At 54.8% G+C, this 14230-nt stretch carries 8 protein-coding genes, 7 tRNA genes and 1 pseudogene; 12 read left to right on the top strand and 4 right to left on the bottom strand.

Annotation, left to right across the window (positions count from 1 at the left end):
* Positions 1-27: 27 nt before the first annotated feature.
* The 3 genes from chiP to nagE form a co-directional block, all read right to left on the bottom strand.
* Positions 28-1434: a chitoporin gene (gene chiP, locus AAHB66_RS06245; protein WP_347115559.1), complete on the bottom strand. Its 1407-nt coding sequence runs from the start codon at positions 1432-1434 to the stop codon at positions 28-30.
* 435 nt (positions 1435-1869) lie between these two features.
* Positions 1870-3537 (bottom strand): glutamine--tRNA ligase, encoded by a 1668-nt coding sequence (gene glnS, locus AAHB66_RS06240; RefSeq protein ID WP_347115558.1) that lies wholly within the window; start codon positions 3535-3537, stop codon positions 1870-1872.
* A 179-nt stretch (positions 3538-3716) separates the two neighbouring features.
* Complete coding sequence (gene nagE, locus AAHB66_RS06235) at positions 3717-5741, bottom strand: N-acetylglucosamine-specific PTS transporter subunit IIBC (protein ID WP_347115557.1); 2025 nt, start codon at positions 5739-5741, stop codon at positions 3717-3719.
* Between the two features lie 326 nt (positions 5742-6067).
* On the opposite strand from nagE, the gene nagB reads away from it, so the two are divergent.
* From nagB to AAHB66_RS06175, 12 genes are all read left to right on the top strand, one after another.
* On the top strand, positions 6068-6868 hold the full coding sequence (gene nagB / locus AAHB66_RS06230; RefSeq protein ID WP_337016032.1) for a glucosamine-6-phosphate deaminase: 801 nt from the start codon (positions 6068-6070) through the stop codon (positions 6866-6868).
* Positions 6869-6924: 56 nt separating this feature from the next.
* On the top strand, positions 6925-8073 hold the full coding sequence (nagA, locus tag AAHB66_RS06225; protein WP_347115556.1) for an N-acetylglucosamine-6-phosphate deacetylase: 1149 nt from the start codon (positions 6925-6927) through the stop codon (positions 8071-8073).
* Between the two features lie 8 nt (positions 8074-8081).
* Positions 8082-9302 carry an N-acetylglucosamine repressor gene (locus AAHB66_RS06220; protein ID WP_347115555.1) on the top strand — a complete coding sequence of 407 codons (1221 nt, stop codon included), beginning with the start codon at positions 8082-8084 and terminating at the stop codon, positions 9300-9302.
* Positions 9303-9347: 45 nt separating this feature from the next.
* Positions 9348-10100: a ribonucleotide monophosphatase NagD gene (gene nagD, locus AAHB66_RS06215; RefSeq protein WP_347115554.1), complete on the top strand. Its 753-nt coding sequence runs from the start codon at positions 9348-9350 to the stop codon at positions 10098-10100.
* Positions 10101-10350: 250 nt separating this feature from the next.
* Positions 10351-12015, top strand: coding sequence for an asparagine synthase B (gene asnB, locus AAHB66_RS06210; RefSeq protein WP_333850573.1), 1665 nt, complete (start codon positions 10351-10353; stop codon positions 12013-12015).
* Between the two features lie 226 nt (positions 12016-12241).
* Positions 12242-12318 (top strand) — tRNA-Met (locus AAHB66_RS06205).
* Positions 12319-12326: 8 nt separating this feature from the next.
* A tRNA-Leu gene (locus AAHB66_RS06200) sits at positions 12327-12411 on the top strand.
* Positions 12412-12434: 23 nt separating this feature from the next.
* Positions 12435-12509: transfer RNA gene (locus AAHB66_RS06195), tRNA-Gln, on the top strand.
* Positions 12510-12542: 33 nt separating this feature from the next.
* Positions 12543-12617, top strand: a tRNA-Gln gene (locus tag AAHB66_RS06190).
* A gap of 16 nt (positions 12618-12633) precedes the next feature.
* A tRNA-Met gene (locus AAHB66_RS06185) sits at positions 12634-12710 on the top strand.
* Between the two features lie 44 nt (positions 12711-12754).
* A tRNA-Gln gene (locus AAHB66_RS06180) sits at positions 12755-12829 on the top strand.
* A 39-nt stretch (positions 12830-12868) separates the two neighbouring features.
* A tRNA-Gln gene (locus tag AAHB66_RS06175) sits at positions 12869-12943 on the top strand.
* Between the two features lie 95 nt (positions 12944-13038).
* Here AAHB66_RS06175 and ubiF read toward each other — a convergent pair.
* Positions 13039-14215 (bottom strand): annotated as a pseudogene (gene ubiF, locus AAHB66_RS06170) (3-demethoxyubiquinol 3-hydroxylase).
* Positions 14216-14230: the final 15 nt, after the last annotated feature.

The following is a 14230-nucleotide window of genomic DNA, read 5'->3' as shown; positions in this document are numbered from 1 at the left end:
CGGGGATCGTCCCCGCCTGGCTTGTCATCAGAAGATGGTGAACGGGGCGATAACCATAAACTTCACGTCACGCTCATCCTGGAAGATGTTGCCGTAACCGCCGCCGTAGCTTGGGATATCGGAGTGGTTGTCATACTGCGTGAAGTGCAGTTTGAACATGGTCCCTTTCGCGCGACCGTCCTGCAGGGTGTAGATCGCATCCAGGCTGTAGGCAGATTCCTTGATCTTGTTGGAGGCGATATCTTCACGCTGACCGGCGCTGTTGATTAACCAGTCTGCCGGTTTCGCATCCCAGGCGTAGACGTAAGACGCGCCGACGCTCCAGCCCGCCAGGTTCCAGTTGCTCAGGTCATACATGGCACCGAAGAAGACCGCTTTTTCGCCGTTGGCGTTAAAGTCGGAGCGGTTATCCCACCACACGTCCAGACGCCCGTTGGAAGAGGCGTAGGTTGGGGTCATACGCTGCAGGAAGTAGCCCTGCTGCCCTTCCGCCTTGACGTAAGTCCCTTCCAGACGTAAATCGACCTGGCCGACCTTGTAACCCAGCGTCAGCGCCTGCAGCCATGCCGTACCGTCGTAGATATCGTTCACGGTGCCGCTGTCGGCTTTATCACGCGTGCCGTAGAACTGATAGCTGGTAGAGAGCGGGCCGCCGATGATATCCAGCTTGTAGCTGGCTTTGGCAAAATACTGATCGATGAAGCCTTCAGCCTGACCAAAGGCGGCTTCCAGAATCAGGTTATTTTTGAAATCGTACTTCGCGCCGAAGGAGTGGAGATAGTCGACACGAGTTTTTCTGTCATTCTGATAGAACTTGTCCATCTCAAGGTGCCACGGCGCTTTGTACTCGTTGGTCCACATGTACGAGAAACTCAACGCACCGCTATCGCCGTAGTCAAAGTTGGCCCCGGCTTCGGCACCCTGATAGGTACCCGGCATAAAGCTCCAGTGCGGCGCTAACAGGGTTTGACCGGTTGGCTGCAGCCAGCCACCGCGCGCCCATACCGGACCGTATTTAAACTTTGCCGCCGCTTTATACAGGCTGATCCCGCTCTTATCACCGGACCAGTCCTCTTTATAGGCTTTGTTGCTGGAGGAGAAGGCAATTTCGTTCGGGTGGCCGCTGTCGCCGTTTTCCGCCATTTCGATAGCCGTGAACGCAGCCAGATCGAGACCGAACATGTCAGCGGCATAGCCGGACTGGAAATCAAGGTTGGCGTTCCAGGTGGAGTGAGCGAGGTTAGTTTTGTATTTGTCTGACTCGACATCTTTGCGGTCACGTTCACGCTGCCAGTAATAGACACCGCCCGTGAGGGTTGAATCATCGATAAAACCTTCGGCCTGGGCTTTCGGAGAAACCATCCAGCCTGACATTGCTGTAACACCGGCAATAGCCAGCGCAAGCGCACTACGTTTGCCACTAAACGTACGCATAATTAATCCTCTTTGACGTATTTAAAGCGCCTTAAACGGCGAAAAACAAAAAAATAAAAAGTGGAGGCAACCGGAAATACCCGCTTACATCTCCTGTCCTTAGACTATTTTTCGCGACGCGAATTATCAATGCTTTTCAGCGATCAAAAGTCAGGATTATGACAAAGCGCACATATTTGGTTGCGGTTTGTAACAAAGGAAACAGGGAAGAATATTTATTTAAAATAATGTGCAGAATGAGCGATTTATTTTTAATAAATAAAGGTTAATTACTTTAAGCGGTAGCAATAGCGGTTAATTTGCGAAAAAGAAGAGAAAGCTAACCGTTTTAAGAAACAGAATTAATTCGCAACGCGAAGATTTAAAGGGTTTAGGGTGCGATCGCCAGGCAAAAAAACGCCGCAGTACGCGGCGTTTTTTAAAAGGAGAAAGGGATTACTCGCCCGCTTTCGCCCAGGTATCACGCAGACCGACGGTACGGTTAAATACCAGTTTGTCAGCGGTCGCATAGCGACTGTCGAGGCAGAAGTAGCCTTCGCGCTCGAACTGATATGCGTGACCGGCAACGGCGGCTTTAAGGGATGGCTCGGCAAAGCCCTGCTTGATCACCAGCGAATCCTGGTTAATCACTTCCAGGAAATCCTCTGCCGCACCCGGGTTTGGCACGCTGAACAGACGATCGTACAGGCGGATTTCAACCGGCAGCGCATGTGCCGCGCTCACCCAGTGGATCACACCCTTCACCTTGCGACCGTCGGCCGGATCCTTGCTCAGGGTCTCGGCATCGTAGGTGCAGAAGATGGTGGTGATATTGCCTTCAGCGTCTTTCTCGACGCGCTCGGCTTTGATCACGTAGGCATTACGCAGGCGCACTTCTTTGCCCATCACCAGACGCTTGTACTGCTTGTTGGCTTCTTCACGGAAGTCGGCACGGTCGATCCAGATCTCGGCGCTGAACGGCACGTCACGGCTGCCCATCTCCGGTTTGCTCGGATGATTCGGCATGGTCACCAGCTCGCTTTCGCCCTGCGGGTAGTTTTCGATAACCAGTTTCACCGGATCGATAACCGCCATGGCGCGCGGCGCATTGTCGTTCAGATCTTCGCGGATACAGGACTCCAGCGACGCCATCTCGATGGTGTTGTCCTGCTTGGTCACGCCGATGCGTTTGCAGAACTCACGGATGGAGGCGGCGGTATAGCCACGACGACGCAGACCGGAGATGGTCGGCATACGTGGATCATCCCAGCCTTCAACGTGCTTGTCGGTCACCAGCAGGTTCAGCTTACGCTTGGACATCACGGTGTATTCCAGATTCAGACGAGAGAACTCGTACTGACGCGGATGCACCGGAATGGAGATGTTATCCAGCACCCAGTCATAAAGGCGACGGTTGTCCTGGAACTCCAGGGTACAGAGCGAGTGCGTAATGCCTTCCAGCGCATCGCTGATGCAGTGGGTGAAGTCGTACATCGGGTAGATGCACCACTTGCTGCCGGTCTGGTGGTGATCGGCAAACTTAATGCGATACAGCACCGGGTCGCGCATCACGATAAACGGTGAGGCCATGTCGATTTTGGCACGCAGACAGGCTTTCCCCTCTTCGAAGCCACCGGCACGCATTTTTTCAAACAGCGCCAGGTTCTCTTCCACGCTGCGATCGCGGAACGGGCTGTTTTTACCCGGTGCGGTCAGCGAACCGCGGTATTCGCGAATTTCGTCAGCGGAAAGCTCGTCAACGTAGGCCAGGCCTTTGTTGATCAGCTCAACGGCGTAGGCGTACAGCTGATCAAAATAGTCAGAGGAGTAGCAGATGTCGCCAGACCAGTTGAAGCCCAACCATTGCACGTCGTTCTTAATGGACTCTACGTATTCGATATCTTCTTTCACCGGGTTGGTGTCATCGAAACGCAGGTTGCATTGACCCTGATAGTCCTGCGCGATGCCGAAGTTCAGGCAGATCGATTTCGCATGACCAATGTGCAGGTAGCCGTTCGGCTCCGGCGGGAAACGGGTATGAACTGTGGTGTGCTTACCGGTGGCCAGATCTTCATCAATGATCTGACGGATAAAGTTGCTCGGGCGGGCTTCAGCCTCACTCATCGTGGATTCCTCAAAGCGTAAACGACATATAACGGCATATGATCTTATAAGCCGGGCGTAGTGACAACCTTTAGTTACGCAAAAAAAGGTCTCTGAAGAGAATTATCGGGGCGATTGCTGTAAAAAAAAGCGGCGGGGATATCCCCGCCGCTCAGGCATTAACGCTGACTCAGGAGCACTTATTTGCCTTTAATTTCATACAGAGGTGTCTGACCGGCAACAACCTGACCCTGCGCCTTAATGACCAGGCCGCTGAAGTCGTCGATATTGCTGCAGACAACCGGGCTGATCATGGAGCGTGCATTGGCGTTCAGGTAATCGAGATCCATCTCCAGAACCGGCTGACCTGCAACCACTTCGGCACCCTCTTCCACCAGGCGTTTGAAGCCCTGTCCACCCAGCGCAACGGTATCGATACCCATATGGACAACGATCTCCGCGCCTTTCTCTGTTTCCAGGCAGAACGCGTGGTTGGTGTTGAAGATCTTGACGATAGTCCCGGCTGCCGGGGAGACAACGGTTTTATCCGTTGGTTTCACCGCCACGCCATCACCCACAGCTTTGCTGGCGAAGGCTTCGTCAGGCACCTGCTCCAGGGCAACCACTTCACCGGTTACTGGCGAAACCAGCGCAGCGATGGTGGTGGCATTGGCAACGGCCTGCGGCTTAACGGCAGCAGCAGGTGCAGTAGCGGGTGCTGGTGCAGCTGCTGCAGCGGCAACCGGACCGGTAGTTTTCATTGCGTTAGCAATTTTCTCAGCCACAAAGCCGACGATAATCTGCACGCTGGTTTTGTTCAGGCGGATCACGCCAGACGCACCCAGGCGTTTCGCCATCGCTTCGTTAACCAGAGAAGAGTCTTTCACGTTCAGACGCAGACGGGTGATGCAGGCATCAATACCGGTCAGGTTGTCGGAACCGCCGACTGCCGCGATGTACTGACGCGCCAGACCGGAAACATCTTCCGTCGCGGTACCGCTCACGTTCACGTCCTGACCATCCGCTTCGCTACCGGCAACCGCCAGCTCGCGACCCGGGGTCATCAGGTTGAATTTGGTGATGGTGAAGCGGAACACCACATAGTAGATCACGAAGAACGCCAGACCCTGCAGGATCAGCATGTACCAGTGAACCGCCAGCGGGTTACGGGACGAGAGCACCATATCCACCAGACCCGCACTAAAGCCGAAGCCGGCAATCCACTGCATGCTTGCAGCGATGAACACGGAGATACCGGTCAGCACGGCGTGGATGACGTACAGTACGGGCGCAACGAACATGAAGGAGAATTCCAGCGGCTCGGTGATACCAGTGAAGAAGGCCGCGAATGCGCCCGCCATCATGATACCCAGCACTTTCGCTTTGTTCTCTGGACGCGCGCAGTGGTAGATAGCCAGCGCAGCACCCGGCAGACCGAACATCATAATCGGGAAGAAGCCCGCCTGGTAACGACCGGTGATACCGACAACCGCTTTACCTGCTTCGATGGACTGTGCACCGCCGAGGAAGTTAGGGATATCGTTAATGCCCGCAACGTCAAACCAGAACACGGAGTTCAGCGCGTGGTGCAGACCGACCGGGATCAGCAGACGGTTGAAGAACGCATACACGCCCGCACCGACGGAACCCAGTTTCTGGATGTGCTCACCGAAGTTCACCAGACCGTCGAAGATCACCGGCCAGATGTACATCAGGATGAAAGCGACAACGATCATCACGAAGGAGGTCAGGATTGGCACCAGACGACGACCGCTAAAGAAGGAGAGTGCTTTTGGCAACTCAACGCTACTGAAGCGGTTGTACAGTTCAGCGGAGATGATACCCACCAGGATACCCACGAACTGGTTGCTGATCTTACCGAAGGCTGCCGGAACCTGGTCCGCAGGGATCTTCTGGATCATGGAAACCGCAGCCGGGGAGCAGAGCGTGGTCAACACAAGGAAGCCCACAAAACCGGTCAGTGCCGCAGCACCGTCTTTATCTTTGGACATACCATAAGCCACACCAATGGCAAACAGTACGGACATGTTATCGATAATGGCAGAACCAGACTTAATGAAGAATGCCGCTAACGCGTTGTCTCCACCCCAACCCACCGGGTCAATCCAGTAACCGACACCCATCAGAATTGCTGCCGCTGGCAGCGTGGCGACCGGCACCATTAAGGCGCGGCCAACCTTTTGTAAATAACCTAGAATACTCAATTTGCTTCCCCCCTATGAGACCCCGTTAACGGTGTATTCTCAGCTGTGTTTTTATTGTGTCACTAACTTATATATACAGTTGATGATTCACTGGCTTTCTGAGTGTGTGGAAAATTAATTCGTATCGCAAATTAAACGCGTATTTTTTGTGAGTTTTGTCACCAAATATTGTTTATCACCCTCCCTTGCACTGGCAAACTGCCAAAACTTATTTTATGATACGAAAAATCAAGACAGATTGCCCCCTCTCGGTGTGAACCAGGTTAGTCTTAATCATACCCGGACAAGCAATCCGCCCACTTTTATGAAAACTTCAGAGGTGAATAATGAGACTGATCCCCCTGGCAACTGCAGAACAAGTCGGTAAATGGGCTGCCCGCCATATCGTAAACCGTATCAATGCGTTCAAACCCACTGCCGATCGTCCTTTTGTACTGGGTCTGCCAACCGGTGGTACACCTCTTACCGCCTATAAAGCACTGGTTGAGATGCATAAAGCGGGCCAGGTAAGTTTCGAACACGTTGTCACCTTCAACATGGACGAGTACGTAGGTCTGCCAAAAGATCATCCGGAAAGCTACCATAGCTTCATGCACCGTAATTTCTTTGATCACATTGATATTCAGCCGGGAAATATTAACCTGCTGGATGGAAATGCACCGGATATCGACGCTGAATGCCGTCATTATGAAGAAAAAATCCGCGCTTACGGCAAAATTCACCTGTTCATGGGTGGTGTAGGCAACGATGGCCATATCGCGTTTAACGAACCGGCTTCTTCTCTGGCGTCCCGTACCCGTATCAAAACCCTCACCCATGACACCCGTGTGGCAAACTCCCGTTTCTTTGATGGCGACGTAAACCAGGTGCCAAAATACGCCCTGACCGTTGGCGTGGGTACCCTGCTGGACGCGGAAGAAGTGATGATTCTGGTGCTGGGCAGCGTGAAAGCGCAGGCGCTGCAGGCCGCGGTTGAAGGCAACGTTAACCACATGTGGACCATCAGCTGCCTGCAGCTGCATCCTAAAGCGGTGGTGGTGTGCGATGAGCCGTCCACGATGGAACTGAAAGTGAAGACGCTGAAATATTTCAACGAATTAGAAGCAGAAAACATCAAAGGTCTGTAATGTAACGCCGCCTCTGTTCGCAGAGGCGGGATGCTATTTTTATACCGGGGGTCGTTATGTACGCTTTAACCCACGGTCGGATTTATACCGGCCATGAAATTCTGGATGACCATGCGATTGTGATCGCAAATGGCCTGATTGAACGTGTCTGCCCACTGGCCGAACTGCCGGCGGAAATAGAACAACGCTCGCTCAATGGGGCAATCCTCTCCCCCGGTTTTATCGACGTACAGCTTAACGGCTGTGGCGGCGTGCAGTTCAATGATACAGCGGAAGCCGTCACGGTTGAGACGCTGGAGATTATGCAGCGCGCCAACGAAAAATCGGGCTGCACCAGCTACCTCCCGACGCTGATCACCACCAGCGACGATCTGATGAAACAGGGCATTCGCGTAATGCGTGAATACCTGGCGAAATACCCGCACCAGGCGCTGGGTCTGCACCTTGAAGGGCCGTGGCTGAATATCGTCAAGAAAGGCACCCATAACCCGAGCTTTGTGCGTAAACCTGATGACGAGCTGGTCGATTTTATGTGTGCCAACGCGGATGTGATCACCAAAGTGACTCTGGCACCAGAGATGGTTGACCCGGAAGTGATTCGCAAGCTGGCGGGCGCGGGAATTGTGGTCTCTGCCGGGCACTCTAACGCCACGCTGAAAGAGGCCAAAGTGGGCTTCCGCGCCGGTATCACCTTCGCCACCCATCTTTATAACGCCATGCCGTACATCACCGGGCGCGAGCCGGGTCTGGCCGGGGCAATTTTCGATGAGCCGGACGTCTACTGCGGCATCATTGCCGACGGGTTACACGTCGATTATGCCAACGTGCGTAACGCCAAACGCCTGAAAGGCGACAAGCTGTGTCTGGTCACAGACGCCACGGCGCCAGCAGGGGCAAATATTGAACAGTTCATTTTTGCTGGTAAAACAATATACTACCGGAATGGACTGTGTGTGGATGAGAACGGAACCTTAAGCGGTTCAGCGCTAACCATGATCGAAGGCGTGCGCAATCTGGTTGAACATTGCAGCATTGCCCTGGATGAAGTGTTGCGTATGGCAACTCTCTACCCGGCCCGCGCGATTGGCGTGGACAAGCAGCTGGGCAGCATTGCCCCGGGCATGGTGGCTAACCTCACCGCATTCACACACGATTATAAAATCATCAAGACCATCGTTAATGGTAACGAGGTCGTCACAGAGTAAGTAAACGTATGACACCTGGCGGACAAGCTCAAATTGGTAACGTTGATCTGGTAAAGCAGCTGAACAGTGCTGCGGTATATCGACTGATCGACCAGCATGGCCCCATCTCGCGGATCCAGATTGCAGAGCAGAGCCAGCTTGCCCCCGCCAGCGTGACGAAAATTACCCGCCAGCTCATTGAGCGCGGGCTGATCAAAGAAGTGGACCAGCAGGCCTCCACCGGAGGCCGTCGCGCCATCTCGATTGTCACCGAAACCCGCAATTTTCACGCCATCGGCGTGCGCCTTGGCCGCCATGACGCCACCCTGACGCTGTACGATCTGAGCAGCAAAGCGGTTGCTGAAGAGCACTACTCCCTGCCGGAACGCACGCAGGAGACTCTTGAGCACGCCCTGCTCAACGCCATTGAGCTGTTTATCGAATCCTGCCAGCGCAAAATCCGCGAGCTGATCGCCATTTCGGTGATCCTGCCCGGGCTTGTCGACCCCGAAAGCGGCGTGATCCGCTATATGCCGCATATTCAGGTCGAAAACTGGGGGCTGATCGACGCCCTGGAAAAACGCTTCGCCGTCACCTGCTTTGTGGGTCACGATATCCGCAGCCTGGCGCTGGCTGAGCACTACTTTGGTGCGAGCCAGGACTGTGAAGACTCTATTCTGGTGCGCGTTCACCGGGGGACGGGGGCCGGGATCATCTCCAACGGGCGCATTTTTATTGGTCGGAACGGTAACGTCGGCGAGATTGGCCACATTCAGGTCGATCCGCTGGGCGAGCGCTGCCACTGCGGCAACTTTGGCTGTCTGGAGACGGTGGCCGCCAACGCCGCCATCGAGCAGCGCGTGCGTCATCTGCTGGAGCAGGGTTACCAGAGTCGCGTCACGCTGGACGACTGTAAAATCAACGCCATCTGTAAGGCCGCCAACAAGGGCGACGCGCTGGCCAGCGAAGTGATCGAGCAGGTTGGCCGGCATCTGGGCAAAACCATCGCCATCGCCATCAACCTGTTTAACCCGCAAAAAGTGGTGATCGCTGGCGAAATTACCGAGGCCGAAAAAGTGCTGCTGCCCGCCATCGAAGGGTGCATCAATACCCAGGCGCTAAAGGCGTTTCGTCAGAATCTGCCGGTGGTTCGCTCGGCCCTGAACGACCGTTCGGCGATTGGCGCCTTCGCGCTGGTAAAACGCGCCATGCTTAACGGTATCCTGTTGCAGCGTTTGCTGGAAAGCTGACAGCGTTTTATAGTGTCGCCTTCTTTTTTTGATGTCGGGAAGTCCATGACCATTAAGAATGTTATTTGTGATATCGACGGCGTGCTGATGCACGACAACGTTGCCGTGCCGGGCGCAGCCGAATTTCTTAACCGCATCATGGAAAAAGGTATGCCGCTGGTGCTGCTCACCAACTTCCCGTCGCAGACCGGGCAGGATCTGGCGAATCGCTTTGCCACCGCCGGTGTCGATGTGCCCGACAGCGTGTTTTACACGTCGGCGATGGCGACCGCGGATTTTCTGAAGCGTCAGGAAGGCAAAAAAGCCTATGTGGTGGGCGAAGGTGCGCTGATCCATGAATTATACAAAGCCGGCTTCACCATCACCGATGTGAATCCCGATTTCGTGATCGTCGGTGAAACGCGCTCCTACAACTGGGAGATGATGCATAAGGCAGCGTTCTTTGTCGCCAGCGGTGCCCGCTTTATCGCGACTAACCCCGATACCCACGGCCGCGGCTTTTATCCGGCCTGTGGCGCGCTCTGTGCCGGTATCGAGAAAATGACCGGCCGCATGCCGTTTTATGTGGGTAAGCCCAGTCCGTGGATTATTCGCGCGGCCCTTAACAAGATGCAGGCCCACTCGGAAGATACGGTGATCGTGGGCGACAACCTGCGCACCGATATTCTGGCGGGCTTCCAGGCCGGGCTGGAGACCATTCTCGTGCTGTCAGGGGTATCGACCCTCGATGATATTGATTCGATGCCGTTCCGGCCGAGCTGGATTTATCCCTCGGTCGCGGAAATTGACGTTCTGTAACCTGAAACCACGCCCCCGGGCGTGGTTTTTTCATTTTGTCGCGGTAAAAACAGAGCCGCATCTAACCAAAACAGCCATTCATTGAATAATCCTCAATAAAGTCGCTCAAGCCGTACGCTTTTTTCAACATTCGGCAATGACCGTTGAACTTTTTCTCTTTTACCCGGCAAAACGCTTGCCGCTTCTCCCCTTTTGCGGCATTTTCATAAGCAAGCAACATCACACTGCAACAGGGTTAATGGAGAAGGTTATGTGTTCAATTTTCGGCGTACTGGATATTAAAACTGACGCAGGCGAACTGCGTAAAAAAGCACTGGAGTTATCCCGTCTGATGCGCCATCGCGGCCCGGACTGGTCCGGTGTATACGCCAGCGATAAAGCAATTCTGGCTCATGAACGTTTGTCGATTGTTGACGTTAACGCCGGTGCCCAGCCGTTATATAACGAGAAAAAAACCCATGCCCTGGCGGTCAACGGTGAGATCTACAACCATCAGGCGCTGCGCGCAGAGTACGGCGATCGCTATGCCTTCCAGACCGGTTCAGACTGTGAAGTGATCCTGGCGCTGTACCAGGAAAAAGGCCCGGAATTCCTCGATGAGCTGCAGGGGATGTTCGCCTTCGCCCTGTACGACAGCGAAAAAGATGCGTATCTGATTGGCCGCGACCACATCGGGATCATCCCGCTGTACATGGGTCACGACGAATTCGGCAACTTCTATGTGGCATCAGAGATGAAAGCCCTGGTGCCGGTGTGCCGCACCATTAAAGAGTTCCCGGCAGGCAGCTTCCTGTGGAGCAAAGATGGTGAGATCCGCTCTTACTATCAGCGCGACTGGTTCGATTACGACGCTGTTAAAGACAACGTCACCGACAAAGTGGAGCTGACGCAAGCTCTGGAAGAAGCGGTAAAAAGCCACCTGATGTCAGACGTGCCTTATGGCGTGCTGCTCTCCGGCGGTCTGGACTCGTCCGTGATCTCGGCAATCACCAAAAAATACGCGGCGCGTCGCGTGGAAGATCAGGAGCGCTCCGAAGCCTGGTGGCCGCAGCTGCACTCCTTCGCCGTGGGTCTGGAAGGTTCTCCGGATCTGAAAGCCGCGCAGGAAGTGGCGAACCACCTCGGCACCGTGCACCATGAAATTCACTTTACGGTGCAGGAAGGCCTGGATGCGATCCGCGACGTTATCTATCACATTGAAACCTATGACGTGACTACCATCCGCGCCTCCACGCCGATGTACCTGATGTCGCGTAAAATTAAAGCCATGGGCATCAAGATGGTGCTCTCCGGCGAAGGTTCTGACGAAGTGTTTGGCGGTTACCTGTACTTCCATAAGGCGCCAGACGCCAAAGAGCTGCACGAAGAGACGGTACGTAAACTTCAGGCGCTGCACATGTTTGACTGCGCCCGTGCCAACAAAGCGATGTCTGCCTGGGGCGTGGAAGCGCGCGTGCCGTTCCTGGATAAGAAATTCCTCGACGTGGCCATGCGTATCAACCCGCAGGACAAGATGTGCGGCAACGGCAAGATGGAAAAGCATATCCTGCGCGAATGTTTTGAATCTTACCTGCCTGCAAGCGTGGCCTGGCGTCAGAAAGAGCAGTTCTCTGACGGCGTAGGCTACAGCTGGATCGATACCCTGAAAGAGGTGGCCGCGAAGCAGATTTCCGATCAACAACTGGAAACCGCAAGCTTCCGCTTCCCGTACAACACGCCGGGTTCAAAAGAAGCCTATCTCTACCGTGAGATCTTTGAAGAACTGTTCCCGCTGCCAAGCGCAGCAGAGTGTGTTCCGGGTGGCCCTTCCGTCGCCTGCTCCTCTGCGAAAGCCATTGAGTGGGATGAAGCGTTCAAAACCATGAACGATCCGTCAGGTCGCGCCGTAGGCGTACACCAGTCTGCGTATAAGTAAGCTAAAAGCGTTGCCATGAGGCCCTTCGGGGCCTCTTTTTTTGCCTCGCGTTTCGCTGGACAAAAACGATTAATAACCAATAATTGCCGAATATTCGGCCACGCTGTTCGCAACCTAACCAAACAGTCACATTCCAGACATTTTCGTTGAAAAAGGTGTTGACGCTGCAAGGGTCTATACGCATAATGCGCCCCGCAACGCCGATAAGGTAACGCGAAAAAAAGATGGCTACGTAGCTCAGTTGGTTAGAGCACATCACTCATAATGATGGGGTCACAGGTTCGAATCCCGTCGTAGCCACCATCTTTTTTGCGGGAGTGGCGAAATTGGTAGACGCACCAGATTTAGGTTCTGGCGCCGCAAGGTGTGCGAGTTCAAGTCTCGCCTCCCGCACCATTCCCATAAAAGCGTTGCACGGATGGGGTATCGCCAAGCGGTAAGGCACCGGTTTTTGATACCGGCATTCCCTGGTTCGAATCCAGGTACCCCAGCCATATTTCTTCGATTTTGCGGTTCTCCGCGGTTATTGGGGTATCGCCAAGCGGTAAGGCACCGGTTTTTGATACCGGCATTCCCTGGTTCGAATCCAGGTACCCCAGCCATCGAAGAAAGCAGTCTGGCTACGTAGCTCAGTTGGTTAGAGCACATCACTCATAATGATGGGGTCACAGGTTCGAATCCCGTCGTAGCCACCAAATTAGTAATTTATCGATTCTGTCGGTAAACTAGAAAAAATTGTTGGGGTATCGCCAAGCGGTAAGGCTCTGGTTTCTGATACCAGCATTCCGAGGTTCGAATCCTCGTACCCCAGCCAATTTAAAAAAGTCGTTAGATATTCTTTATTTAACGCAATTGGGGTGTCGCCAAGCGGTAAGGCTCTGGTTTCTGATACCAGCATTCCGGGGTTCGAATCCCTGCACCCCAGCCACACTAAAAAAGCTCGCTTCGGCGAGCTTTTTGCTTTTCTGCGTTTCTGAAAGTTATGCCGGGTGGCGGCTTCGCCTTACCCGGCCTACAACAGTTTTAAAGACCTAAGGCGTACTTCAGCGCCTGACGTTTTAGCCCGCCTGCGCGCTGTGCCGCCATCAATCCCACGTTACGCAGAACGCGCAGCGGCCCCAGATCGTTGCTGAACCCGGCATAAAACAGATCCATCCCGGACTGCATGATGAAGTTGTCCGCCATCCGTCGGGTCTGATAACGCTTAAGCACCTGGTGGCTGGCCCAGGCTTCGCCGTGGTTGCGGGCGTTGCTGAGGACCTCTATCAACGCGTCGACGTCGCGATAGCCAAGGTTTACGCCCTGCCCCGCCAGCGGATGAATGGTGTGTGCCGCATCGCCGACCAAAGCCAGCCCCTCCTGCGCATAATGCAGGGCATGACGGCGCGTCAGCGGGAAAGCACCCGCGGCGACGGGCGTGACCTTACCCAGCCGTGTCGGGAAATGGTGGGCGATTTCGCGCTGCAGCTGTTCCATCGACAGCCCCTGCAGCTGGCGAATACGTGCCGGAGTGTCATACCACACCAGGGAAGCCCAGCGATCGAACAGCGGTAAAAAGGCGTGCGGGCCGTTCGGGGTAAAGTGCTGCCAGGTGCTGTCGCCCGGATCGTTCTCGCAGTCGACGGTGATCAGCATGCAGGATTGTTGATATTGCCAGGCGTGAATGCCGATCCCGGCAAGCTCCCGCACCCGGGAATTCGCCCCGTCGGCACCCACCAGCAGTTTCACCGCCAGCTGCTCGCCGTTATCCAGCTCAATAAGATGCTGATCGTTGTGGCGGTGCAGATGCTTCACCGACGCGGGGACGCGCAGCGTAACCTGCGGATGCGCCTCCAGCGCCTGCCAGAGCGCCTGCTGCAGAACCGTATTTTCAACCATATACCCCAGCAGCGGGAGTTTGAGCTCTGCGGCATCAAACACCACATGCGCATTTTCCCACTCCCAGGTCTCCAGGCGGCGATAAGGGTGCGCGCGCATCGCCATGATGGCGTCCCAGACCCCCCAGTCCGCGCAGCAGATCGACCGACGCGGCGCTGATGGCGGAGATGCGGACATCCGGCTGCTGAGAAGCGTCAAAGGCTGGCGGCGGCGCCTGTTCGATCACCGTTACGTCGAAACCCTGTTGCGCCAGCCCCAGCGCCAGCGCCCCGCCGACCATACCGCCGCCGACAACGGCGATCCCGGTTTGTTGGATAGTCATGGTCATTTGTCCTTA

This window comes from Leclercia sp. S52, from assembly GCF_039727615.1.
Lineage (GTDB): Bacteria > Pseudomonadota > Gammaproteobacteria > Enterobacterales > Enterobacteriaceae > Enterobacter > Enterobacter adecarboxylatus_B.
Note: the sequence above shows the minus strand (reverse complement) of the source record. Positions and strands in the feature narration are given on the sequence as shown.